At 72.3% G+C, this 22806-nt stretch carries 25 protein-coding genes; 14 read left to right on the forward strand and 11 right to left on the reverse strand.

All coding sequences use genetic code 11. The features are described 5' to 3' along the window. Nucleotides 1–55: 55 nt before the first annotated feature. Nucleotides 56–754: a class I SAM-dependent methyltransferase gene (locus tag E1286_RS03840; RefSeq protein ID WP_132608885.1), complete on the reverse strand. Its 699-nt coding sequence runs from the start codon at nucleotides 752–754 to the stop codon at nucleotides 56–58. 127 nt (nucleotides 755–881) lie between these two features. Between E1286_RS03840 and E1286_RS03845 the strand changes: the two genes are divergently transcribed. Then, a complete protein-coding gene (locus E1286_RS03845; protein WP_132608886.1) occupies nucleotides 882–1151 on the forward strand; it encodes a hypothetical protein in 270 nt (89 codons plus the stop codon). Between the two features lie 82 nt (nucleotides 1152–1233). Here E1286_RS03845 and E1286_RS03850 read toward each other — a convergent pair whose 3' ends face one another. After that, complete coding sequence (locus tag E1286_RS03850) at nucleotides 1234–2436, reverse strand: hypothetical protein (protein ID WP_132608887.1); 1203 nt, start codon at nucleotides 2434–2436, stop codon at nucleotides 1234–1236. Between the two features lie 188 nt (nucleotides 2437–2624). Here E1286_RS03850 and E1286_RS03855 point away from each other — a divergent pair, with 188 nt between their 5' ends. The 4 genes from E1286_RS03855 to E1286_RS03870 all read left to right on the forward strand — a co-directional run bounded on the left by E1286_RS03855 (nucleotide 2625) and on the right by E1286_RS03870 (nucleotide 4931). Beyond that, complete coding sequence (locus tag E1286_RS03855; RefSeq protein ID WP_246074413.1) at nucleotides 2625–3209, forward strand: hemerythrin domain-containing protein; 585 nt, start codon at nucleotides 2625–2627, stop codon at nucleotides 3207–3209. 1 nt (nucleotide 3210) lies between these two features. Next, on the forward strand, nucleotides 3211–3729 hold the full coding sequence (locus tag E1286_RS03860; RefSeq protein ID WP_132608888.1) for a DUF2243 domain-containing protein: 519 nt from the start codon (nucleotides 3211–3213) through the stop codon (nucleotides 3727–3729). Next, a complete protein-coding gene (locus E1286_RS03865; protein ID WP_132608889.1) occupies nucleotides 3726–4544 on the forward strand; it encodes a cytochrome c oxidase assembly protein in 819 nt (272 codons plus the stop codon). Before E1286_RS03860 ends, E1286_RS03865 begins: the two co-directional genes overlap by 4 nt. A gap of 66 nt (nucleotides 4545–4610) precedes the next feature. Further along, complete coding sequence (locus E1286_RS03870; protein ID WP_223189521.1) at nucleotides 4611–4931, forward strand: winged helix-turn-helix transcriptional regulator; 321 nt, start codon at nucleotides 4611–4613, stop codon at nucleotides 4929–4931. Nucleotides 4932–4952: 21 nt separating this feature from the next. On the opposite strand, the gene E1286_RS03875 is transcribed toward E1286_RS03870, so the two are convergent. After that, nucleotides 4953–7022, reverse strand: coding sequence for a SpoIIE family protein phosphatase (locus E1286_RS03875; protein WP_132608891.1), 2070 nt, complete (start codon nucleotides 7020–7022; stop codon nucleotides 4953–4955). A 92-nt stretch (nucleotides 7023–7114) separates the two neighbouring features. Next, entirely contained in the window at nucleotides 7115–7858 is a 744-nt protein-coding gene (locus tag E1286_RS03880) for a haloalkane dehalogenase (RefSeq protein ID WP_132608892.1), read from the reverse strand. 80 nt (nucleotides 7859–7938) lie between these two features. Between E1286_RS03880 and E1286_RS03885 the strand changes: the two genes are divergently transcribed. Both E1286_RS03885 and E1286_RS03890 read left to right on the forward strand, forming a co-directional pair. Then, on the forward strand, nucleotides 7939–8256 hold the full coding sequence (locus E1286_RS03885; protein ID WP_425464736.1) for an LmrA/YxaF family transcription factor: 318 nt from the start codon (nucleotides 7939–7941) through the stop codon (nucleotides 8254–8256). Between the two features lie 294 nt (nucleotides 8257–8550). Further along, nucleotides 8551–9210, forward strand: coding sequence for a slipin family protein (locus E1286_RS03890; RefSeq protein ID WP_132608893.1), 660 nt, complete (start codon nucleotides 8551–8553; stop codon nucleotides 9208–9210). A gap of 66 nt (nucleotides 9211–9276) precedes the next feature. On the opposite strand, the gene E1286_RS03895 is transcribed toward E1286_RS03890, so the two are convergent. Next, nucleotides 9277–10755 (reverse strand): DUF6351 family protein, encoded by a 1479-nt coding sequence (locus E1286_RS03895; RefSeq protein WP_223189523.1) that lies wholly within the window; start codon nucleotides 10753–10755, stop codon nucleotides 9277–9279. Between the two features lie 327 nt (nucleotides 10756–11082). Between E1286_RS03895 and htpX the strand changes: the two genes are divergently transcribed. The 6 genes from htpX (at nucleotide 11083) to E1286_RS03925 (ending at nucleotide 15968) form a co-directional block, all read left to right on the forward strand. Beyond that, the gene (gene htpX, locus E1286_RS03900; protein WP_132608894.1) at nucleotides 11083–11937 is read left to right on the forward strand and encodes a zinc metalloprotease HtpX; all 855 of its coding nucleotides are present in this window, start codon (nucleotides 11083–11085) and stop codon (nucleotides 11935–11937) included. Between the two features lie 213 nt (nucleotides 11938–12150). Continuing rightward, nucleotides 12151–12495 (forward strand): YciI family protein, encoded by a 345-nt coding sequence (locus tag E1286_RS03905; protein ID WP_132608895.1) that lies wholly within the window; start codon nucleotides 12151–12153, stop codon nucleotides 12493–12495. Between the two features lie 3 nt (nucleotides 12496–12498). After that, complete coding sequence (locus E1286_RS03910) at nucleotides 12499–13776, forward strand: RNA polymerase sigma factor (RefSeq protein ID WP_132608896.1); 1278 nt, start codon at nucleotides 12499–12501, stop codon at nucleotides 13774–13776. 173 nt (nucleotides 13777–13949) lie between these two features. Next, the gene (locus E1286_RS03915; protein WP_132608897.1) at nucleotides 13950–14489 is read left to right on the forward strand and encodes a hypothetical protein; all 540 of its coding nucleotides are present in this window, start codon (nucleotides 13950–13952) and stop codon (nucleotides 14487–14489) included. Nucleotides 14490–14630: 141 nt separating this feature from the next. Further along, nucleotides 14631–15503, forward strand: a complete 873-nt coding sequence (locus E1286_RS03920) for a CPBP family intramembrane glutamic endopeptidase (RefSeq protein WP_132608898.1) — start codon at nucleotides 14631–14633, stop codon at nucleotides 15501–15503. 63 nt (nucleotides 15504–15566) lie between these two features. Continuing rightward, complete coding sequence (locus E1286_RS03925; protein ID WP_132608899.1) at nucleotides 15567–15968, forward strand: hypothetical protein; 402 nt, start codon at nucleotides 15567–15569, stop codon at nucleotides 15966–15968. 59 nt (nucleotides 15969–16027) lie between these two features. Here the strand turns inward: E1286_RS03925 and E1286_RS03930 are convergent, their stop codons facing one another. From E1286_RS03930 to E1286_RS03945, 4 genes are read right to left on the reverse strand one after another with little or no spacing between them, the layout of a single operon-like run. After that, complete coding sequence (locus E1286_RS03930; RefSeq protein WP_132608900.1) at nucleotides 16028–16999, reverse strand: phosphotransferase family protein; 972 nt, start codon at nucleotides 16997–16999, stop codon at nucleotides 16028–16030. Continuing rightward, nucleotides 16996–18186: an acyl-CoA dehydrogenase family protein gene (locus tag E1286_RS03935; RefSeq protein WP_132608901.1), complete on the reverse strand. Its 1191-nt coding sequence runs from the start codon at nucleotides 18184–18186 to the stop codon at nucleotides 16996–16998. The genes E1286_RS03930 and E1286_RS03935 overlap by 4 nt, the downstream gene beginning before the upstream one ends. A gap of 40 nt (nucleotides 18187–18226) precedes the next feature. Beyond that, nucleotides 18227–19009, reverse strand: a complete 783-nt coding sequence (locus E1286_RS03940) for a CPBP family intramembrane glutamic endopeptidase (RefSeq protein WP_132608902.1) — start codon at nucleotides 19007–19009, stop codon at nucleotides 18227–18229. A gap of 53 nt (nucleotides 19010–19062) precedes the next feature. Beyond that, nucleotides 19063–19779, reverse strand: coding sequence for an alpha/beta hydrolase (locus E1286_RS03945; RefSeq protein ID WP_223189525.1), 717 nt, complete (start codon nucleotides 19777–19779; stop codon nucleotides 19063–19065). A 563-nt stretch (nucleotides 19780–20342) separates the two neighbouring features. Between E1286_RS03945 and E1286_RS03950 the strand changes: the two genes are divergently transcribed. Then, nucleotides 20343–20693, forward strand: coding sequence for a DUF6285 domain-containing protein (locus tag E1286_RS03950; protein ID WP_132608904.1), 351 nt, complete (start codon nucleotides 20343–20345; stop codon nucleotides 20691–20693). A gap of 38 nt (nucleotides 20694–20731) precedes the next feature. Here E1286_RS03950 and mctP read toward each other — a convergent pair whose 3' ends face one another. Further along, complete coding sequence (gene mctP / locus E1286_RS03955) at nucleotides 20732–22339, reverse strand: monocarboxylate uptake permease MctP (RefSeq protein WP_281282616.1); 1608 nt, start codon at nucleotides 22337–22339, stop codon at nucleotides 20732–20734. Next, complete coding sequence (locus E1286_RS03960; RefSeq protein ID WP_111183040.1) at nucleotides 22336–22545, reverse strand: DUF3311 domain-containing protein; 210 nt, start codon at nucleotides 22543–22545, stop codon at nucleotides 22336–22338. The genes mctP and E1286_RS03960 overlap by 4 nt, the downstream gene beginning before the upstream one ends. Between the last annotated feature and the right edge of the window lie 261 nt (nucleotides 22546–22806).

A 22806-nucleotide genomic window follows, 5' to 3' on the forward strand; every position in this document is an offset into this window, starting at 1 on the left:
CCAACAGTCCCACTATTTTCCAGTAATTTCGCAATATCGAGGTAAATTTGCAGATCTACGATGTAAAGGCGGGCGCCGCGGCCACCCATGTGCGGTCCTCGGTGAGGAAGCGCTCCAGCCGCAGGCCCTCGGCCTCCAACGCGGCGGCCAGCTCGTCGTCGGTGAGCCGCCTGGAGGAGAACGACTGGGTCCACACCCTCTCGTCGCCCTCGTCGTCCTGGTACGCGTAGCGCATGGTCGCCTGGAAGACTCCCGGCGACACCTCCTCGACGGCCGCCATCGAGATCGAGACGTCGCCGTCGGTGCGGCCCATGCCCGCGTGCCACCGGTCGTGCGCCTCGGCCGGCATCCACTGGACGAGCACGCGGCCGCCGGGCTTGACGTGCCGCGCGCACGTCGCCAGCAGGGCGCGGCGCGTCGGCTCGTGGACGGTGTTCACGAGCTGCGAGGCCAGCATGACGGTGTCGAAGCGGCGCTCCAGCCGCAGATCCTCGACGCGGCTCAGGACGGTGCGGGCGCCGCGTACGCGGGCGAGCATCTCGGGGGACTCGTCCACGGCCACCACGTCGAAGCCGAGGTCGACGAGCGGGTGGGTCACGCGGCCGACACCCGCGCCCAGCTCCAGGATCGCGCCGCCGGGCGGCGTCACCTGGGCCACGATGCCGGGCTCGTCACCGGCCCGCAGCAGGCTGTAGAAGTCGACCGGGGAACCGTCGGGAGTGATGGGCCCGGGGCCCGTACCGGAGGAACGCATGCCCAGAACCTAACCCGCCGGATCATCCGCCGCCGCGTGTTCAGGTGACGGGCGGGATAGGAGTGACCGGCGCGCGATCGGGCACATATGTGCGGGTCGAGATCGAGAGATCGGAAGGAGATCCCCCATGGAGCATGCGACAGCGCCGGGCCGGGGCGAGGCGCCGGCCCGCGTCCCCTGCACGCCTCCTGCCGCCGCCGAACTGTTCGAGATCGCCGTCCTGGACACCACCGCCGAGGACGGCCAGGCACGCTGGCACACGATCGGCTGGGGTGTCGACCGGGCGGACGCCCACACCATCGCCGAGTCGTACGTGACGCGCCCGATGTGCCCCTACGCCGCGGCGCAGGTCCGGCACAACGGCCACCTGGTCGGCATCCACCGTCGTCCCACCTGAACCGGCCCACCGCCGAGAGCCCCTCGCGGTGGGTCGGCGGCGCGCTCGGGCGCGCCGCCACGCCGGGGGGCGGGACAAGGCTTCAGCGCTGCATCTGCAGGCTGCGCACCGGGTGGTCGCCCTCGGTCTGCAGCCGGTACTCATGGCCGGACCGCTCGCGGTTGTCGTCGATGATCCGCTCCGAGGGCGCCTTCTCGCCGCCCATGATGGCTTCCTGCATCTTCTCGAACCGCTCGTGGGCCTCCTGCACGTAGCCGGTGCCGAGCGTCGTGTAGTCGATCTGGGTGGCGATGAGCTCGCGGACGTAGGCCTTGTTCGGCTCGAACGTCACGGGCGCGGGCAGCTCCGGCGCGAGCACCTGCTCGGGGTCGCGGCCGTCGTGCTTCTTGAACAGCTCGGCGGCCAGCCGCAGGTGCTCCAGCTCCATGTTGAGGTGCAGCTCCCAGATGTTCTTCACCTTGGGGTCGCTCTCGGTCTCCATGAACGAGTGGTACAGGTAGCACTCGTTGTACTCGTGGTTGAGCAGCATCTCCCACCAGCTCTCGCCCGGGTCCACGAGGGACTCGTAGTGGGTGACGTGCTCCTCCTCGACCAGGCCGATCTCCTGGTAGAGCTGGCGCGCGATGGGCTCCATGTACATGGGCCCGACGTTCATGTAGAAGTTCATGGTCTGCTGCTCGGCCGCCATGATGGTCAGCGCGTGCAGCTTGCTGATCGGCGCGGTGTTGTTGCGGTCGTACGGCTGGCGCACGTTGTCCATGGGGTCGCGGTGGTGCAGGTACGTCGGCCGCCCCGGCATGACCTCGGTGAGCTGGTCGACGATCTTCTCCGCCTTGCGGTGCTCGATCATCTCGTACAGGTTGGCGTACCGGTAGAGGTGGTCGAAGTCCTCCAGAACGCCGAACTGGTAGGCCTGCTGCAGGTACGGGTCCGGCTCCATGCGGGCGACCCAGGCGGTCAGGTCGACGGCCACCTGCTCGTAGGCGAGCGTGGTCTCCAGCACCGAGGCCAGGCCGGGCAGCAGCCAGTTGACCGTCTTCTGCTGCTGGGCCTCGATGTAGCGCACCCGGGCGAGCTGCTGCTTCAGCTCGGTGTCCGGGCAGTGCCGGGCGAGGTGGTGGCTGAACATGATCGCCTCGACCTCGATGCCGTTCATGGTGATGATCCGGCAGCGGGTGTACGGGTCGGCGTGGTCGGGGTCGATGGGTGTGACGTTCAGCTCGCGCCAGTTGCGCAGCTGCTTGTCCAGCGGGATGCCCCGCTCGCGGAGTGGGTTGAAGGTCATGAATGCGCTCCTTCGCGCTGCTTGTGTGTGTGCGACGGCGTGCCCTACCCGAGGCTTCCCGGGTCAGTCTCTGGACCCTCTCGCCCGAATGTCCGGACTTGGTAAGGGTCTTGACCGCCGGCCTGTACGCGAGCGTGTGCCGTCGTCTTTCGGGTAGGCCACGCCCGTACCCGATGGAGGGAGCTGACATGACCGCTCAGAAGACGGCGCCGGAGACGATGGGGGAGACCGACGTCATCGACCTGCTCCAGGCCCAGCACGCCATGATCAGGGACCTGTTCGACGAGGTCGAGCAGGCGTCGGCCAAGGACCGCGCCGAGGCGTTCACCCGGCTCGTCCGGCTGCTGGCGGTGCACGAGACGGCCGAGGAGGAGATCGTCCACCCGTACGCCCGCCGCAAGATCGACGGCGGCGACGAGGTGATCGACGACCGTCTCGCCGAGGAGAACGAGGCCAAGGAGCTGCTGAGCCGGATGGACCAGGCCGGTCCCGCCGCCCCCGACTTCATGGAGAACCTCCTGATGCTGCGCGCAGCCGTGGAGGCGCACGCCCGCAGCGAGGAGCGCTACGAGTTCCTGCAGCTGCGCGCCCACACCAGCGAGGCCGAGCGGCGCTCGATGGCCGCCGGGGTCAAGGCGGCCGAGGCCATGGCGCCCACCCATCCGCACCCCGGCACCGAGTCGGCCACCAAGAACCTGCTCGTCGGCACGCCGGTCGCGATGATGGACCGGGTCCGCGACGTGATCCGCCAGACCATGGGCAAGAAACCCTGACGTGGCGGACCGGAACGGCATCGCACTGCCCGGCACGATCCTGGGCGTCGGCCTTGGCGGTTTCGTCGACGGCATCCTGCTCCATCAGGTCCTGCAGTGGCACCACATGCTGAGCAGCACCGACACCGACAACGCCGGCATCCGTTTCTACTCGCCCGACACCGTGCCGGGCCTGCGCATGAACACGCTGTGGGACGGCCTGTTCCACACCGTCACCTGGCTGGCCGTGCTCACGGGGCTCGGCCTGCTCTACGCCCGCGTCACCGGCTCGCGCGGCCGGGTGTGGCGCTCGCGTGCGCTCTGGGGGTGGGCCCTCGTCGGATGGGGGCTGTTCAACCTCGTGGAGGGAGTGATCGACCACCATCTGCTGGGCATCCACCACGTCCGCACGGGGCCGTACCAGCTCTCGTGGGACCTGGGCTTCCTGCTGCTCGGCGCGATTCTGGTCGCCGCCGGCTGGGCGCTGCAGCGTTCGGCCGGTCCGGTCGACCTGTGCCGTGACCGCGAACCGGCGCCGTGACGCACCACGCCCACGCCTTCGCCGCGGTGTCACCGGTCCTGCTCACGACGCTCGTGGCGGCGGCCGGCTACCTCCTGCTGGCGGCCCGCCTGCGGCGGGACCCGCGGGGGTGGCGCGGCCGCCGTACGGCGTCGTTCGCGGCCGGCGCGGTGCTGGTGGCCGCCGCCGCGGCGGGACCCGTCGCCGCCGCTGCCGCACATGACTTCCGCGCCCACATGGTGCAACACCTGCTCATCGGCATGCTGGCGCCGCTGCTGCTGGTGCTCGGCGCGCCGATGACGCTGCTGCTGCGCTCGCTGCCCGCCGCCCGCGCCCGCCGCCTCGGGGCGCTGCTGCGCGGGCGCGCCCTGCACGTCCTCGCCAACCCCGTCACCGCTCTGGTGCTGAGCGTCGGCGGCATGGTCGTCCTGTACTGCACGCCGCTCTACCGGCACACGGCCGGCAACGCCTGGCTGCACGAGGCGGTCCACGCGCATTTCCTGCTGTCCGGCTGCCTGTTCGCGTGGGTGATCGCCGGGCCCGACCCCGCCCCCCGCCGCCCGTCGGTGCCGGCGCGGCTGGTGGTGCTCGGCGTGGCGATCGCGGTGCACGCCGTTCTGTCACAGCTCATGTACGCCGGCCTCCTGGTCGACCTGCCCGTACCGGACGAGCAGCGGCGGGGCGCGGCCGAGATCATGTACTACGGAGGGGACCTCGCCGAGCTGCTGCTCGCCGTGGCCCTGGCCACCGGCTGGCGGCCCCGCCGGGCGCCCGCGCACACTACGGCCAGGGCGATGGTTACCGGAAAGCCGGTTCGTCATAGGATTTTCGGTTAACGAGAGATTGCAGGCTCCCCGGCGCTCCGGCACGACGGCCCGCGACCGGGGATGGAGGCGAAGGCCGTGAGTGTGACCGATGACCGTCCGTCCCGGTGGACTTTCCTGACCCACCATGCCCGCGTGCTGGTGGAGATCGCCCGAGATCCCGAGATCCGCCTGCGCGACATCGCCGCCAGCATCGGCATCACCGAGCGCGCGGTGCAGGGCATCGTCCGCGACCTGTACGAGGCCGGCTACCTCCACCGCGACAAGGTCGGCCGGCGCAACCGCTACAGCCTCAACCTCGACCGCACGTTCCGCTACCCGACCGAGGCCGGGTTGCCGGTCCGGGTGCTGATCGAGCTCTTCGCCCAGCACGACATGCACCGCAACGAGGAAGGCTGACCGCGCCGCCTCAGCGCCGCCTCAGCCGGTCTCTGAGCCGGTCTCTGAGCCGGGGGGCAGGCGCAGGGCGATCATCGCCACGTCGTCGTCGGCCTTGCGCGGCAGGAAGCTCAGCAGGTCGTCGCAGAACCTGTCCAGCGGCGCCCGGCACAACGCCGCGGCCCGCTCGCGCAGCCGGTCGAAGCCCTTGTCGAGGTGCTCGCCCGGGCGTTCGACCAGGCCGTCGGTGTAGAGCAGCAGCGTGCTCTCGGGGGGCAGCGGCTCCCGCGCCGACGTGCATGGTCTGTCGTACGGGATGCCGAGCAGCGGGTTGGCCGCGCCCTCCAGGAAACACGTCCTGCCCTCGGCGGTGACCAGCAGCGGCGGCGGATGCCCGCTGACCGAGTAGTTGAGCGCGTGCCCGCCGGCGCGGCGTTCGACCCGGGCCAGCACGCACGTGGCCGTCTCCTCGGCGTAGAGGGTCTTCATCGCCGCGTTCAGCCGGGCCAGGATGTGGCCGGGCGGCTCCTGACGATCGACGACCAGGGCCCTGAGCATGTTGCGCAGCTGGCCCATCGCGACGGCGGCCCGCAGGTCGTGGCCCGCGACGTCGCCGATGGCCAGCACGGTGGCCCCGTCGGGCAGCACGAACGAGTCGTACCAGTCGCCGCCCACCTCCGCGGCGGTCGGGCTGGCCCGGTAGCGGGCGGTGATCTGCAGGCCGGGCACGCGCGGCGGCTCCGCCAGCAGGCTGTGCTGCAGCGCCAGCGCGATGCGGTGGGTGCGCTGGAAGCGCATCGCGCTGTTCAGCCGGTCGTGCATCTGGTCGATCATCTCGCGCAGCAGGGCCAGGTCGCTCTGGCCGATCGGCGGCCGGTCGCCGCAGATGGACGCGGTCACCACGGCGGCGACCGCCCCGTCCACCACGACGGGCACGACCGCGACGCAGTGTCCCCCGGTGGTCTCCAGCCACACCCGCGTCCCCTTGGGCACGAGATCCGCCGGAGGCTCTCCCGGAGGGAACGTCTTGCGGAACGGCCGCCGGCGGCGGATGGCGCGCGCCAGCCTGCCGTCCGGCGGATGGCGTTCCTCGCTGAACGGCGGCAGCCGCGGCAGGCCGTCGCGCACGGCGGTCGCCACGCGTTCCAGCAGGAAGTCGCCGCCGCGCGAGAGGTCCTCGGACAGGTCGATCACCCAGTGGAAGCCGCAGCCGTCGGCGAGCTCCGGCACGATGACGTTCGCGAGCGCGTTCAGCATCTCGTCCACACTCGTCAGGTCGGACGTCGCCGCGGCGGCGGAGTCGAGCAGCCGCCTGCGGCGCTGCCCCTGCCACTGGTCCTCGATGTCGCTGGCCGTGCCGACCCACTCCACCAGGTGGCCGTCCTCCCGCACCGGGACGCCGCGCGCCAGGAAATGGCGGTAGCCGCCGTCCTCCGTGCGCAGGCGGTAGACGCGTTCCCACGGCGTTTCCGGGTCGTTGATCGCGCGCGCCCAGGACTCGATCGAGAGCGGGCGGTCGTCGGGGTGGAGGGCGTCCAGCCAGCCCGCACCGCGGTACTCCTCCCACGTCTGGCCGGTCACCCGTTCCCACCCGGGGCTCGGGACGATCACCTTGCCCTCGGGGTCGGTCACCCAGATGGCGTCCGCGCTGACGCGCATCAGGCTGTGGTAGCGGCGCAGGATGCGGCGCCGCTCGTCGGCGACCTCCTGCAGCCGCCGCGCCACCTCGACCTGCTCGGTCACCTCCATGAACACGGCCAGCACACCGTGCGCGCCGCCGTCGAAGGAGATCCGGGACAGGCTGAAGGTGAAGTACCGCTCGCCGCCGGTCGGGCCGGTCAGCGGGTCGGGGCCGGGCGCGCCCGTGCGGACCACCGGCGCGCCCGTCGTGTACACCGCGTCGAACAGGAGCATGTGCTCGCGCTCGGCGAGCCCGGGGAACGCCGTCCTGAGCGGCGACCCGATGACGCAGTCGCCGAACAGCGTCCGGTACCTCGCGTTCGTGTACACCAGCCGGTGGTCGGGGCCCCTGGTCACCGCGATGGCCACCGGCGCCGGGTCGAGCACCTCGAACGCCAGCCCGCTGATGCCCTCGTCGTGGACGTCGTGCATGGCGGCTTCCCCTGAATTGCGGCCTTTCGCCGGGACGGGAAATCCCCGTGCAACGAGTCTCGCACGCAGAGTCGCCGCAGGTCACAGCGGGGTTACCCGCCGTGCTTGACGACCCACTCCGAGACGGCGGCGGCGATGGCGGCGGGCTGATCCTCCGGGGTGTGGTGGCCGGCGACGGCGTCGTGCTCGGCGGTCTCCAGGGACGCCATGGTGGCCGCGCACCAGGCGATCGTCTCCGGCGTCCACATCGTGCCCGGCCCGGGGCGGAAGCCGATCAGCAGCTTGGGGACCTCCGGGCTTGCCGCCGCCCACCGGCCGAACTCCTCCATCCTGGCCACGACGTCGGCGGGCTGCCCGCCCAGCGGCAGCGACCGGGCCCAGCGCAGCAGCGGAACCCGGCTCTCCCGCGTCGGGTACGGCCGCAGGTACGCCGCCACGTCCTGCTCGGCGAGCGGCGTCGCCATGGTGGCGGGCAGCCCCTGCCGGAGGTGGTCCTCGCCGTCGAGGATCATCGTCTCGCCCACGCCCTCCGTCTTGATCGCCCGGAACGTCTCCCGGCCGCCCTCGGGGAGCTCCTCCCAGCTCATCGGCTTGACGACGGACTCGGTGAAGGCGATCCCGCGCACCCGGCCCGGATGGCGGGCGGCCCAGTCGAAGGCCAGGGCGCCGCCCCAGTCGTGCCCGACGAGCACCACGTCCTCCAGGCCGAGGGCGTCGAACCAGGCGTCGAGGTAGCGCGCGTGCTCGGCGAACGAGTAGCCGATCGCGGGTTCGCCGGACGCGCCCATGCCGATCAGGTCGGGGGCCAGGCGGCGGCCGTACGCGACGGCGGGCATGACCTCGCGCGACTTCCCACGCCCGTGAGCTGGAGGCGCTCATCGCCGCCCTGGAGCGGCTGGCCACCCCCCAGGAACGGCTGAAGGCGCTGCTGCGCGGCTGGGTGGAGCAGCGCGACCTCACCGCCCGGCACGGCTGCCCCACCGGCAGCCTCGCCTCCGAGCTCGACGAACGCGGCGACGGCCTCGACCGGGCCGTCGCCGGCGTCATGGCGCGGCTGCTCGACTGGGCGGAGGGCCAGTTCGCGGCCATGGGACGCGACGACGCGCGTGAGCTCGCCGTCGCCCCGCTGGGGGCGTACCAGGGCGCGGCGCTGCTGACCAACACCTTCCGCGACCCCGGCCTCGTGGAGGCGGAGGGACGCCACCTCGAACGCTGGATCGACACCCTCGCCTGAGCCCATGGAAAACCGGTGGAGCCGGTACGCGGCGCCGGGCTAACGTGAGGACACGAAGGCCCAGGACAGCGGCGCACCGGCATCGCCGGAGAGCGTTCCGCGCATCGGGGCCATTCCTGGCAAGGTCTTACAAGACCCGAGGTTCGACTCCTCTTGGGGCGGCCCCCGGGCGATCGCACACGACGGCGAGGCCTTGCGGACTCCCGCCCGCCCCCGGGCGGTCCGGGGAGGTCCCCGCCGCGCCGCCGGCGGTCCCCGGGGGCCGTCTTCTTCCCGCCCCGACGGAGGTACGCAGTGGCACACGTGACCGTGATGGAGTGGCAGCGCGTCCTGATGTACGTGGACGGGCGGCTGCGCCGCGTCCTCGAGCCGGGCCGGCACCGTCACCGCGCCCGGCGCACGACCCTGCTCACCGTCGACCTGCGGCCCCGGCTGCTCAACGTGCCCGGCCAGGAGGTCCTCACCTCCGACGGCGTCAGCGTCCGGGTCACCGTGACGGCGCGGTGGAAGGTCGCCGACGTCGTCGCCTTCACCGGCGCCGCCGCCGCGCCGGAGCAGTTCCTGTACGCGACCCTCCAGGACGCCGTCCGTGAGCGGGTCTCCGGCCTGACGCTGGAGGCGGCGCTCGCCGACCGGTCCGCGCTGTCCGACGGGCTGACGGAGCCGGCCCAGGCGGCGGTCACGGAGCTCGGCATCGAGGTCTCCGACGTCCGCGTACGCGACCTCATGCTGCCCGGCGAGCTGCGGCGGGCCGCCATGGACGCCGTGGTCGCGCGCGAGCGTGGCAAGGCGGCGCTGGAGGAGGCGCGGGCCGAGGCGGCGGCGCTGCGCTCGCTGGCCAACACCGCGCGCCTGATCGAGGAGCACCCTGCCCTGCTGCGGCTGCGTACGCTCCAGGTCGCCGCCGACCGCCAGACCACGCTCGTCCTCGACCCGCGCGCGGGCGAGGGCTGACCCGGCCCGGGGGCCTGCGCACCCCCGAGCCGGGCCTCTTCACGGGGCGTCTCCTGCAGGCGTCCTTTACGGAGCGATGCCGACGCCGCCGCGGCGGGCCCACGCCCGCTCCTGCGCCGCCGTCAGCGCCGGCCAGTGGCGGGCGCCCGGACGCGGCAGCACCCGCGAGGCGTAGTCACCCGGGACGAACGCGGGGTCGAAGAAGCAGCCCGTGCCGTAGGCCGCGTCGAACGTCGGGCAGGACGCCGCCACCGACGCGGGCGTGGGCTTGTCACCGGTGCGTACCCACGACGACAACGCCGACATCACGGCGGCGTACTCCGCGGTGCTCAGCTCGCTGTGCTCGCTCTCCCGGGTGAAGGTCTGCACCAGCCGGCCGCCGGAGCCCGCGCCCCGCAGGCTGGCCCGGTAGGCCGACTCGTGCTCGACGAACGCCGTGGGGTCGTCGATCGCGTGCATGGTCAGCACCGGGATCGGCACCGCGCCCGTGACGTCGCTGTCGAACGACAGGTCCCGCACCGCCGACGGGTCGGCCGAGAACCGCTCGACCCCGGCGTTCAGCGCCTCGTCGTCGTGCGAGCCGGTGTAGCGGATGGTCTGGTTGCCGAACGGGTTCCGGCCGCCGAGCCGGTTGTGCACGATGTCGCGGAAGGTGAAGGTGGCGAAGCGCAGGTGGGACTCGAGGGTCCGCTCGGGGATCTTCGTCACCGCGAGGATGTCGTCCAGGTTGCGCTGCTGCTCCGCCGTACGCTCCGCGGGCGGCAGGTCGTAGCCGGTGCACTCGCGCAGCCGCGCGCGCAGGCCGGTCGTCGTCATCGTCGAGTCCTCGCGCAGGCCCATCCAGAGCGGATACTGCGGCTCCGACGGGCGCGGGTGGTTGCGGCAGTAGTACTGGTAGACCACCCGCAGGTCCACCCGGTAGTCGTAGCCGCGGGTGGCGCCCGCCAGCACGCCGTTGGTGAGCAGCACCCCGTCGTAGCGCCGGCCGTAGATCTCGGCGACCTTGGCGGCGACGTTCCCGCCCCAGGACTGGCCGTGCGCGAACGTCAGCTTCGGCTCGCCGAACGTCTTCACGAACAGCCGCCGCAGGTTCTCGGTGTCCTCGGCGGCCATCCGGGTGCCGTAGCCGCCGCGGCGGTAGGCCGAGCCGGCCCAGGCGTACCCCTCGCGGACCATCACCGACCAGCGGGCCAGGTCTTCGGGGCTGCGCTCGGGGTCGGAGGACTCGGTGAGGTCCGGGCCGCCGTGGGCGTGCACGACCAGGGAGCCGTTCCAGTCGCGCGGGACGGCGATCGTGTAGTAGGCGCCGTTCGCGTCCTGCCCGCCGTAGCAGGTGGCCTGGTCGGCCAGCTCAGCCGGGCAGGGCGCGACCTCGGGGCCCGTCGCCGCGCTCGCGGACGCGGCGGGCGCCATGAGCACGGGCGCCATCAGCATGGGCGCGATGAGCGCGGACGCCATGATCACGGAGCCCGCCGCGGCGCGCCGGCGGAACGGGGATCGGAGGGGAGTGCGGGGGATGCGGCCAGGGGCCTGGCTGATGTCCACGGAAGTGGTCCTCCTTCGTCACGCCGCGCCTCACTGCGACGCGGCCCCCCGATCGTAGGAAGGAAGATCTGTTAAGCGAATGTTTCGTCGATTCTGTTCATCATTCGTGGCCGGAACGCGCCGTGGGGGCCGCCGACACGATCGGCGGCCCCCACTACCCGGTTACGTCCCGCGAGGAGAACGGGTCAGCCCCAGCTCACACACCTGACCGTGTGCTCCCTCCGCGCGACAGCCCCATACCCGACATACGGTCATGAAACGGGCGTAGTTCGCGGGATCGCGAGCCCGGATCCCGGGTAGAAGGAGGGGTTCGGAAGGGAGGATGCCATGCGCCACAACGGTCTGCGGACGGCGGTCCTGCTCGGCGCCCTGTCGGCCTTGATCATCCTGGTCGGCTGGTGGTTCGGGGGCGGCGCGGGGATCCAAATCGCCGTGCTCGTCGCGCTCGTGAGCAACGCCGTCGCGTACTTCTTCTCCGACAAGATCGCGCTGTCGTCCATGCGCGCCCAGCCGGTCGGCCCGGGGGAGTGGCCGGCCTTGCACCGGATGGTGAGCGAGCTGTCGGCGCAGGCGGGACAGCCCATGCCGCGGCTGTACGTCGCACCGACCATGCAGCCCAACGCCTTCGCCACCGGGCGCGACCCGCGGCACGCCGCGGTCTGCGTCACGTACGGGATCAGCCGGCTGCTCGACGAGCGCGAGCTGCGCGCGGTCATCGGGCACGAGCTGTCGCACGTCTACAACCGCGACATCCTGATCTCGTCCGTGGCGGGCGCCCTGGCCACGATGATCACGTACCTGGCGTACATGGTGGGGTTCTTCGGCGGCGGTGGCAGTGACGACGACGGGCCCGGCGTCCTCGGCGCGCTGCTGATGATGCTGCTCGGGCCGGTGGCCGCCGCGCTGATCCAGATGGCGATCTCGCGGGCGCGGGAGTACCAGGCCGACGAGTCGGGCGCCCGGCTGACGGGAGACCCGCTGGGGCTGGCGAGCGCGCTGCGGAAGATCGACGCGGGCACCCGGCAGCTCCCGCTGCCGGAGAACGGCCAGCTCTCCTCGACGGCGCACCTCATGATCGCCAATCCGTTCCGGGGCGGGGGCCTCGGGCGGCTGTTCTCCACGCACCCGCCCATCGCCGACCGGATCGCGCGCCTGCAGGAGCTGGCCGCCCACCCCCGCTGACATCAGGGCCCGAACATCGGCACCGATGCGGGGGCCGGCGACCGGGGGAGGGCGCCCGCTCATCGGCTTCTCGTGCGCCCCTGCCTGGTCCTCCCCGGGAGAACTGAGGAAAATCGAAGGGGAAAAATTTCTGGAAGTGTGTCCTTCTCGGTCCGTCCCGTTCGTGGACAGGGCGACGGCGACCCCGCCGCACGACGACAGAGGAGAACGACCATGAAGTACATGCTGCTCATCAACGCCCCCGCCGAGGAGGCCCCGGAGTGCGACGTGCCCACGTTCGAGGACTGGGCCGCCTACGACAAGGCCGTCCGTGAGGCGGGCGTCTTCGTCGCCGGTGAGTCGCTGGCCGACCTGACCACCGCCACCGCCGTCCGCGTCGACTCCTCGGGCGGCCGGACGGTCACCGACGGGCCGTTCGCCGAGACGCGCGAGGTCCTCGGCGGCTTCTACGTCATCGACGTGCCCGACCTCGACGTCGCGCTCGACTGGGCGGCCCGCTGCCCGGGAGCCCGCGCCGGCTCCGTCGTGATCCGTCCGGTCGCCGAGTTCGACGTCTGACCCGTGGACCGGCCCGCCCCCGATCCCGCCGCCGCGGCTCCGGTCGGCTCCTCCGTGGAGGCGATCTTCCGCGAGGAACGCGGCCGGCTGCTCGCCGCGCTGGTACGCCGCTTCGGCGACCTCGACCTGGCCGAGGAGGTCACCTCGGAGGCGATCGAGGCGGCCCTGGTCCACTGGCCGGCGAGCGGCGTCCCGCCGAAGCCGGGCGCCTGGCTGATGACCACGGCCAGGCGCCGGGCCGTCGACCGGCTGCGCCGCGACCGCGCGTACGCCGCCCGCCTGGCCCTGCTGCAGGTGGAGGCCGAGCGCGCGGCGGGCGCGCCGCCCGCCGATCCCGGCGGCGAGCTGCCCGACGAGCGGCTGCAGCTGTTCTTCACCTGCGCCCACCCCGCGCTGCCCGCCGAGGACCGCGTCGCGCTGACCCTGCGCTGCCTGGCCGGGCTGAACACCCCCGAGGTCGCCCGCGCCTTCCTGCTCCCGCAGGCCACCATGGCCAAGCGGATCGTCCGCGCCAAGAACAAGATCCGCCAGGCGCGCATCCCGTTCCGCGTGCCGGATCCGCACGAGCTGCCCGAGCGGCTGCCGGGCGTGCTCCAGGTGATCTACTCGATCTTCACCGAGGGGTACGCCGCCAGCTCCGGCCCCGACCTCCAGCGGCTCGACCTGGCCGAGGAGGCGATCCGGCTGGCCCGCATCCTGCGCCGCCTGCTGCCGGGCGAACGCGAGGTCGCCGGCCTGCTCGCGCTGATGTTGCTGATCCACGCCCGGCGCGCCGCCAGGACGGGCCCCGGCGGCGCGCTCGTCCTCCTCGACGAGCAGGACCGCGGCCGCTGGGACCGCACGATGATCGAGGAGGGCCAGGTCCTGGTGGTCGCCGCGCTCACCGGCGGCCCGCCCGGCTTCTACGGCGTGCAGGCCGCGATCGCCGCCCTGCACGACGAGGCCGCCGACGTCGCGACCACCGACTGGCCGCAGATCGTGGCGCTCTACGACGTGCTGCTGCGCATCGACCCCTCCCCGGTCATCGCGCTCAACCGGGCGGTCGCCGTGGCGCTGCGCGACGGCCCGGAGCAGGGGCTCGCGCTGCTCGACGAGCTGGCCGGCGAGCCGCGGCTGCGCGGCTACCCGCCGTACGCGACCGCGCGGGCGGAGCTGCTGTGGCGGCTGGGCCGCGGAGGCGAGGCCGCGGCGGCCTACCGGGAGGCGCTCGCCCTGGCCGGCACCGAGCCGGAACGGGCCCACCTGCGACGCCGGCTGCGCGAGTGCGAGACCGCCGGCTGAGACCCCGTCAGCCCCCTCATCCCGAAATATCGCGCTATATGCGCGTGCCATTTCGCCCCGAAAAGGAGGGAAATGCCCTTTTCTATTTCTGGGTCTCAGTGCATAACGGCTGTCTCAAACGTTGGAGATCTTCTATGGTGGGGCGCTGACCATGGCAAGGAGATGTTCACGTGATGAGATTTCTCGAACGAACCCCCCGCAAGACCGGCGTCGTCGCGGCCGTCGCACTGGCCGGCGGGTTACTGACCGCCGTCCCCGCCAACGCGGCCACGACCACGACGGCCACGACGGAGCGGGCCGGCGTCGCGGTGTCCCAGAGCGCCGCCGCGGCCCGCCCCGCCAACGGCCGCATCATCTACGACCGCTACAGCGGCGGCCTCGGCCGGCTGACGATCAAGAACGGCACCGCCAAGGACGGCGTGGTCACCCTGGTCAGGGGGAAGACCAAGGCGATCAGCATCTACGTGCGGGCCCGCTCCACCGCGAGCATCAAGGACGTCAGGGACGGCACGTACCGGATCTACTTCACCACCGGCTACCGCTTCAGCACCTCCAAGGGCCGCTTCACCCGCAGCGCCGTCTATCAGCGCTTCGACCGGCGGCTGACGTACGTCACGACCGCCACCGCGGCGCGGGTCTGGACCCTCACCCTCAACGTGGTCAGGGGCGGCAACGCCACCACCAGCCCCATCAACCCGAAGGACTTCCCCTGACGGGTGGTCCCGGGACTTTCCGGCCAGGAGATCACCGCCGTAATCTCGTGGGGTGACCAGGGTCGCGGCCGTTCGCCTGGACGAGCCACCCGGCGGGCGAGGCCGGCGGTGTAACGCCGACCGGCTTTTCGGAGGAGGGCGATGACGACCCCGACGATCCCGGCGGTCGACACGGGCCCGCACGTCCCAGGGCGGGCGCTGGCGTTCGCGTGCGCGCCGTTCGCGGCGGTGACCGCGCTCGCCCTGGTGGTGGCCGGGCCGGGCGAGGTCGGCGCGCGGCTCGGTGTGGCGGCGATCCTCGCCGCCGCGCTCGTGCTGCCGGGTCTGGCGCTGACCGTGCCGGCCGTGCTGGCCCGGCGGGTGGACGGCCCGCGCCCGCTGCTGGTCGCCGCCGGGCTGACCGCGCTGTCCACCTTCGGCCTCATCGGGACGCCCGACCTCGGGTTCTTCGGCGGCCTGGAGCGCAACTGGCAGGGCAGGCTGATCGACCTGGCCATGGTGACGCTGCTGTTCGCGCTGGCCGGCCCCGCCCTGCGCGAGCGCTCCGGCCTGACCGTGCGCACGGCGCCCGGCTCGGCGCGGCCGGTGGCGGTCACCGCCGTCGTCACCGTCCTGCTCTACACACTGCTCAACTGGGCGAACGGCGTCGCGACGGCCGGCCCGACGTTCGAGAACCTGCTGTTCCAGCTCACGTTGCCCGGCACCACCGAGGAGCTGTTGTGGCGGGGAGCGCTGCTCGCGCTGCTCGACCACGTCTTCGGCCGCCCCTGGCGGGTGTTCGGCGCGCCGATGGGGTGGGGCGGCGTCATCGTGACGGCGGTGTTCGCGATCGGCCACGGCGTGCACGTCGGCGACGGCGGGATCGCGCTCGACCCGGTCGCGATCGCCGCCGTCGCCGTGATCGGGTCGATCCTGTGCTGGATCAGGGCCCGCTCCGGCGCGTTGTGGCCGGCGATCGTCACGCACATCGCGATCAACACGGCCATCGTCGCCGTGGCGGCCCTGCCCGGCTGAAATCCCGTTCCCCGCCGGGGCCCGCCGGATAAGGTCTGCGCAGGAAGGAGGCGGTGAGCGGGGATGGATGAGCGCGTACGTCACCTGCTGGGAGCGGTCGCCGGGCTGGCCGCGCTCGTGCCCCTCTGCTCCCTCACCGAAGCCGCCGCCCGAGCCCTGCGCACGGGCAACGCCGCCTTCGCGCCCGCGCCCGCCGGGCTCGGCTACCTCGCCGCGGTCGCCGTCCTTGTCACGCTGCTGACCGCCTGGCCCGCCGCCGCGCTCGCCTGTGGCGTGCCGCTCGCCGCCACGGGCACGCTGTTCGCCCTCGACCTCGACGCCGCCATGGGCCTGGCCGGCACCCTGCCGGGCGCGGAGATCGGCGAGCCGCCCGGCACCCTGGCGGGGGTCACCGGCCTGTACGCGCTGCTCGGCGTGCTGCTCCTGCTCTCGCCGCTGCGGCGGGCCCTGCGGCGGCCCAGCTGATCAGCGCCGTGATCAGCGCCGTGATCAGCGCCGTGATCAGCGCCGTGATCAGCCCGTGATCAGCCCCGTGATGAGCGCGGCAGCTCGTCCAGCATGCTCAGCAGGTCCCACTCCGTCTCGCACACCCGCCGCCCGATCGCGGCCAGCTCGACCGACCGCGCGCCGCCGCGCAGGTGCCGCATCGCCTGCATGACGCAGATGACGCCCCACTTGAGCACCCCGAACGTCTCCCACCAGCGCAGCGCCTCCCGCTCGACCAGCTGCCCGCCGGAGCGCTCGTACCCCTCGATCAGCTCGTCGTAGCCGCCGAAGCCGCCCACCGGCAGCGGCGAGCCGAACCGCCACGCCTTCGCGCACAGCCAGCCGAGGTCCTCCAGCGGGTCGCCGGCGTGGGCCAGCTCCCAGTCGAGCACCGCCCTGATCCCCTCGGGACCGACGATCAGGTTGCCGTTGCGGAAGTCGCCGTGCACGACCGTCCGGCGACCGCCGGGCGGCCGGGTCGCGGCCAGCCGGCGCAGCGCCAGCTCGAACACCGGATGCGGCTGGCCGAGCTGGTCCAGCACGTCGCGCCAGCGCAGCAGCGGATCCTGCCCGCCGTCGTCGGGCACCGAAGACAGCGGCATCCGGTGGATCGCGGCCAGCGCCTGCCCGCACTGCCGGGCCAGCCGCGGCCGGGCCGCCGCGTACGCGTCGTCGCGCAGGATCTTGCGCGGGATCGTCTCGCCGGGCACGCGGGTCATGAGGATGTACGTCTCCCCGCAGGCCACGATCCGCGGCACCGGCACCCCGGCGCCCGCCGCGGCCCGCATCAGCCGCGCCTCGGCGGCCAGCCCCCACCCGGCCGCCCCGCCGCCCTCGGGAGGCGCGCCGGGGGAGTCCAGCCGCAGGATCAGCTCGTGCCGTCCCCCGCCGGGGGTGACGGCGTCCAGGGCCCAGGTCTCGCGGGAGGCGCCGCCGGGCAGCCGCGTGCTGGACGCGATCACCGCCCCGTCTCCGAGCGCCTCGCGCAGGATCGCGAGCAGATCGGTCATCGAAGGCCGAACTCCCAGCCGCCGCCCGCCGCGTACGCGCCCAGGATGCGCCGCCCGACCGCGTCGATGTGCACCTCGTCGGGACCGTCGTAGATGCGGCCGGCCCTGGCGTGCCGGTACATCCGCTCCAGCGGCGTGTCGGGGGTCAGCCCCGCGGCGCCGTACACCTGGATGGCGCGGTCGATGACGTTGTGCAGCATCCGCGCGCCCACCACCTTGATCGCCCCGATCTCGACCCTGGCCTGCGAGCCCGCGTCGATCGTCTCGGCGGCGTGCAGGGTGAGCAGGCGCGCGGACTGGATCTCGGTGTAGGAGTCGAAGACGTGCTGCCGCATCAGCTGCTTGGCCGCCAGCGGCTCGCCGAACGCCTGCCGTTCGTGCAGCCTGCGGCACATCAGGTCGAAGGCCCGCTGCGCCTGGCCCAGCCAGCGCATGCAGTGGAAGACGCGCCCGGGGCCGAGCCGCTTCTGCGCGATGACGAACCCCTGGCCGCGCGCCCCGAGCAGGTTGGAGGCGGGCACCCGGACGTCCTCGTAGCGCACCTCGCAGTGCGCCCCGCCGAGGCCCAGCACCGGCGTGTCGCGCACGATCGTGTAGCCCGGCGTGTCGGTCGGCACCAGGATCATGGAGAACGCCAGGTGCCGGGGCGCGTCCTGCTCGGTCCGGCACATCACCGTCGTGTACGCCGCCCGCGAGGCCCCGGTCGTGAACCACTTGTGCCCGTTGATCACCCACTCGTCGCCGTCGAGCACCGCCGACGTGGTGATCTGCGTCGGGTCGCTGCTGGAGACGCCCGGCTCGGTCATCGCGAAACTCGGCGAGATGTCGCCGCGCACCAGCGGCGCCAGGAAGCGCTCGCGCTGCTCGGGGGAGGCGTGCTCGTGCAGCATCAGCGAGTCCTGCAGCGTGTACGTCCCCAGCGCCAGCTGCCCGTACTCGCTGCGCCCCTGCACCTCGTTGACGTAGACGTAGTCGAGGAACGGCAGCCCGCCCCCGCCCAGCTCACGCGGGTGGCCGAGGGCCCACAGGCCCTCCTTCTTCGCCTGCGCGCGCAGCTCGCCCAGCAGCGCCGCGGCCTCGGGCCCGCCCGCGTGCAGCACCGGTTCCGCGGGCTCGACCCGCTCGGTCATGAACGCGTACACCGCGTCACGGATCGGGCGTACGCTCTCGGGCACGGCGAAGCTCATGAAACGATCTCAATATGGATCCGGGGCCGGGTCAACGGGTTCACGGCAGCCAGCTCACCCTGCCGTGCAGGAAGGCGTACCCGACGAAGGCCACGGCGTCGATGAGGGTGTGGGCGACGATCAGCGGCATCGCGCGGCCCCACCGCCGGTACGCCCACCCGAACACCAGCCCCATCACCACGTTCCCGACGAACCCGCCGAACCCCTGATACAGGTGGTACGACCCACGTAGCAGCGACGACACCACGATGGCCTTCCACGGCCCCCAGCCGGCCTGGCCGAGCCGGTGCAGCAGGTAGCCGGCGACGATCACCTCCTCCAGCACCCCGTTCTGCGCCGCCGCGAGCAGCAGCACCGGCACCTGCCACCACACCTCGGGCAGCGCGCCGGGCACCACGGTCAGGTTCACCCCGAGCGCCCACACCGCGAGGTAGAACGCCAGCCCCGAGCCCCCGATGGCCGCCGCCAGCACCGCGCCGCGCGCCAGGTCGGAGCCCGGCCGCCGGAAGTCGGTCCCGATCGTGCGCATCGACTCGCCCGAGCGCGCCAGCAGGTACGCCACCAGCCCGACCGGCGCCACCGCGATCGCGATCTGGACGAGCTGCAGCGTCAGGTCCAGCCACGGCCTGCCGGGCGCCATCGACCCGACGAGCACGGCCTGCTGACCCTGTAGCTCACGCGGCGCGGTCAGCGCCCCGATCAGCCGGACGAACGCCAGCAGCCCACTGGCGCCGAGTGAGACCGACAACACGACGAAGAGCTCGGCGTGGATGAGCCTGGGACTGAGCGCAGGTGACGGGGCGAGGGGCGAGGCGGTGTGCATGGCCGCAGACTAGCCGTTACATGATCTAACCCAGATAAATCCTGAAATCTCGATCAGGGGCGGAACTCGAACGGTGTCCCGTCGAAGGTGCCCGACACGGCCGGACGCTCGTGCGGCGTGAACGCCGTCCACGACAGCTGGACCCGATGGGCCCGCGAGACCTCGAGCGAGGCGGCGGCGCGACCGTCCGGCGTGAGCGTGATCCGCCCGCTCACCGCCACTCCGGGCACGAAGACGGCCCGGTCCAGCGTGATCACCCCGTCCCCGAAGGCGACCTGGCCGCCCCGCAACCCGGGCTGTTCCGTCATGAGTCCGTGGACCAGGTTGTACGGGTTGCGCCGCGCCACGGCGTCGGCCGCGGTGGCGAACGCCGCCGCGAGCACCCGCCGCCGCCCCGCGTCCAGTCCCGGCACGGGCGCCGGCGCGACCTCGGCAGGCGAGCGCGGGAACGCCCCGGTCGCCCGGTAGTTCTCCGCGCCGCACCGCGCCTCCGGCACCCGGTGGCGGGTCACGAACGACCGCAGCACCGCGCGCACGCACGCTCCGGCCTCGCCGGCGCCCCAGGCGAGACTGTGCGTGCCGAAGGGGACCCGCACGAAGGTCGCGCCGGGGAAGACGCGCATCGCCCGCGCCACCTCCGCCGGCGTGTGCGTGTCGAAGTCACCGCCGACCACCAGGATCGGCACACCGGGCAGGTCCGCGCCGGGCGGCAGCACCGGGCTGGGCCGCGGCGTCGGCCAGTGCACGCAGAACTCCAGGCCGGCGCGCACGTCCAGGCCCAGGTCGGCGGGCGTGTAAGGGGCCAGCGGCCGTTCCCGCTGGTAGTGCGCGGCGAGCTGCTCCTGCCGCTCGTCCGGCCCCGCCTCCCGGTCGAAGGGGAAGCCCCCGTCACCGCACCGGTAGGCCAGGTAACCGGCCCACTGCGCGCCCTCGATCGGCTGGCTCGGAGCGCCGGGCCGAGCGTCTGCTGGACGCGCGGCACGCCGGGCAGCGCGGGCAGCGGGCCGCCGGGGTTGGCGAGGATGGTGCCGGCCGCGGCCTTCGCGGCGGGGATCCAGGCGAAGGCGACCTCGATGCGTTCGGAGGCGGGGTCGTCCCAGTCCAGCGGGACCGGCAGCGTGCCGTCGCACCGCGTCTCGGCGCGGGCGCACTCATGCAAGGCATCGGACGCCCTGGCATGGGGGACCGCGGGCATGAGCGCCGCGGCGAGGGCGAGGCTCAGGAGGGCTTTGATGGTCACCCTGCCACCCTCACCCGCGAAATCCGGCGAATCCTCCGGCTCCTGGACGATTCCGTCTTGGGATCAGGCTCCTACTCTGCTAATGAGGTGCTTGTGACGCGCACCGAACCGCATGACGTTCCCACCGCCGCCGAGCTCGTGGCCGCCGTACGCGACTTCCTCCAGAGCGACGTGCTGCCGGCCGTCGAGGGCCGGGTCCGCTACCACACCCGGGTGGCGGTGAACGTGCTCGGCATGGTCGAGCGGGAGCTGGAGCTCGGCCCGGCGCAGGCCGCGGAGCACGCCGCCCGCCTGGCCGAGCTGGGCGTGGCCGACGACGCCGAGCTGGCCGCCGCCATCCGCGACGGCCGCGTGCCCGACGACGGCCCGCTCCTCGCCGTGCTGGAGCAGGCCGTACGCGCCAAGCTGGAGGTCGCCAACCCCGGTCACCTCACTCGCGACTGACGGCCCGCCCCCCGCCGTGGGAGGGCGGGCCGGCGGGGTCAGTGCGAGCCGGCCAGGTCCAGGTCCTTGACGTCGGGGTCGCCCTCGTCGGCGAAGTAGTCGCCGCGCCTGGTCGCGTCCTCGCCGTCGGCCACCTTGGCGGCGCGGAAGATCAGCGTGCCGATCACCGCCACCACCAGGTTGACGGCCAGCGCCAGGAACCCGGCGTAGATCGTCATCGTGGTGTCGAAGCCGAGGTTCTGCAGGCCGAACGCCGAGCCGCCGAAGTGCTGCTTGCCGTTGGCCGGGTTGGGGATGAGGTAGAGCATCCACATGCCCGCCGCCAGGCCGGCCGCCCAGCCCGCGATCAGGCCGCCCTTGTGGAACCAGCGCGTGTACAGGCCCAGCGCCACCGAAGGCAGCGTCTGCAGGATGATCACGCCGCCGATGAGCTGCAGGTCGATCGAGAACTGCGGGTCCAGCAGCAGGATGCAGAGCACCGCGCCCACCTTGACCACCAGCGACACCAGCTTGGAGACGTTGGCCTCCTGGGCGTCGGTGGCGTCCTTGTTGATGTACTCGCGGTAGATGTTGCGGGTGAACAGGTTCGCCGCCGCGATCGACATGATGGCGGCCGGGACGAGCGCGCCGATGCCGACGGCGGCGTAGGCGACGCCGGCGAACCAGTCGGGGAACATCTGGTCGAACAGCACCGGCACGATCGTGTTCGTGTCGGCCTTGCCGTCCGTCGTCACCGGCTTGGTCCCGGCGGCGATCGCCATGAAGCCGAGCAGGGCGATGAGGCCCAGCAGGAAGCTGTAGGCGGGCAGGGCCGACATGTTCCGCTTGATGACGTTGCGGTTCTTGGAGGCCAGCACGCCGGTGAGGCTGTGCGGGTAGAGGAACAGCGCCAGCGCCGAGCCGAACGCCAGCGTGATGTACTGGAGCTGGTTGGCCGCGGTGAGGGCGATGCCGTCGTTCTGGTTCGGCGTCGCGTCGAACTTGGCCTTGGCCGCGTCGAAGATCGAGTCCCAGCCGCCCAGCTGCGCCGGGATGTAGATGACCGCCGCCAGGATCACGATGTAGATCAGCGAGTCCTTCACGAACGCGATCAGGGCGGGCGCGCGCAGGCCCGACTGGTAGGTGTACGCCGCCAGGATCGCGAAGGCGATGATGATCGGCAGGTGCCCGGTGATGCCCATCGCCTTGAGCACCGCCTCGATCCCGACGAGCTGCAGCGCGATGTACGGCATCGTCGCCACGAGCCCGGTGATCGCGATGACCAGGGCCAGCGTCGGCGACCCGAAGCGGGCCCGGACGAAGTCGGCCGGCGTGACGAACCCGTGCACGTGCGACACCGACCACATGCGCGCCAGCACGAGGAAGACCAGCGGATACACCACGACCGTGTACGGCAGCGCGTAGAAGCCCAGGGCTCCGGAGCTGAAGACGAGGGCGGGCACCGCGACGAAGGTGTAGGCGGTGTACAGGTCGCCGCCGACCAGGAACCAGGTGATCCAGGAGCCGAAGCTCCGCCCGCCCAGGCCCCATTCGTTCAGGCTGGCCAGGTCGTTCGGGCGGCGCCAGCGGGCGGCCACGAAGCCCATGCCGCTGACGATCAGGAACAGGACGACGAAGACGACCAGCTCGGTCGTGTGCGCGCTCACTTCGTCATCCTGTAGACGAGCGTGGTGGTGGCGACGCCGACCACGATGAAGGCGATCTGGAGCCAGTAGAAGAGCGGGAAGCCCAGCAGGCGGGGCTCGTCGGCGTTGTACAGGAATGTCAGCAGCGGCAGCACGATCGGCAGGACCAGCAGCCAGTTCCACGGGCTGCGGTCGGTACGCGGCTGCCCGGGTTCCCCGGTAGTCATCGACCCTCCGATGAGTGGATCAGGAGCCGGATGTCACCGTCTCCTGACGTGTAGTCAATGGAGGGAGGTTAGCTTTACGGGGTTATTAACCCCAATGTCGTGCATATTACGGTTTGGCCTAAAATATGGGGCTTATCTCGATATGTGAGACGCATTCCTGAAGGCCGCACGATCCGCAACCTGCACCTTAACCACAGCGAGGCGGCCGCGGTCAGCGCGTGATCGCCGAATGGTCGCTCAGCCGCGCCGAACGGCGAACCC

It is taken from the genome of Nonomuraea terrae, from assembly GCF_004348995.1.
GTDB classification, from domain to species: domain Bacteria; phylum Actinomycetota; class Actinomycetes; order Streptosporangiales; family Streptosporangiaceae; genus Nonomuraea; species Nonomuraea terrae.

Bases quoted from the DNA above. Each gene is read 5' to 3' on its own strand.
- E1286_RS03840 (WP_132608885.1), bottom strand. From the start codon at position 754: ATGCGTTCCTCCGGTACGGGCCCCGGGCCCATCACTCCCGACGGTTCC.
- E1286_RS03845 (WP_132608886.1), top strand. From the start codon at position 882: ATGGAGCATGCGACAGCGCCGGGCCGGGGCGAGGCGCCGGCCCGCGTC.
- E1286_RS03850 (WP_132608887.1), bottom strand. From the start codon at position 2,436: ATGACCTTCAACCCACTCCGCGAGCGGGGCATCCCGCTGGACAAGCAG.
- E1286_RS03855 (WP_246074413.1), top strand. From the start codon at position 2,625: ATGACCGCTCAGAAGACGGCGCCGGAGACGATGGGGGAGACCGACGTC.
- E1286_RS03875 (WP_132608891.1), bottom strand. From the start codon at position 7,022: ATGCACGACGTCCACGACGAGGGCATCAGCGGGCTGGCGTTCGAGGTG.
- E1286_RS03880 (WP_132608892.1), bottom strand. From the start codon at position 7,858: ATGCCCGCCGTCGCGTACGGCCGCCGCCTGGCCCCCGACCTGATCGGC.
- htpX (WP_132608894.1), top strand. From the start codon at position 11,083: ATGCGCCACAACGGTCTGCGGACGGCGGTCCTGCTCGGCGCCCTGTCG.
- E1286_RS03905 (WP_132608895.1), top strand. From the start codon at position 12,151: ATGAAGTACATGCTGCTCATCAACGCCCCCGCCGAGGAGGCCCCGGAG.
- E1286_RS03915 (WP_132608897.1), top strand. From the start codon at position 13,950: ATGAGATTTCTCGAACGAACCCCCCGCAAGACCGGCGTCGTCGCGGCC.
- E1286_RS03920 (WP_132608898.1), top strand. From the start codon at position 14,631: ATGACGACCCCGACGATCCCGGCGGTCGACACGGGCCCGCACGTCCCA.
- E1286_RS03925 (WP_132608899.1), top strand. From the start codon at position 15,567: ATGGATGAGCGCGTACGTCACCTGCTGGGAGCGGTCGCCGGGCTGGCC.
- E1286_RS03930 (WP_132608900.1), bottom strand. From the start codon at position 16,999: ATGACCGATCTGCTCGCGATCCTGCGCGAGGCGCTCGGAGACGGGGCG.
- E1286_RS03935 (WP_132608901.1), bottom strand. From the start codon at position 18,186: ATGAGCTTCGCCGTGCCCGAGAGCGTACGCCCGATCCGTGACGCGGTG.
- E1286_RS03940 (WP_132608902.1), bottom strand. From the start codon at position 19,009: ATGCACACCGCCTCGCCCCTCGCCCCGTCACCTGCGCTCAGTCCCAGG.
- E1286_RS03960 (WP_111183040.1), bottom strand. From the start codon at position 22,545: ATGACTACCGGGGAACCCGGGCAGCCGCGTACCGACCGCAGCCCGTGG.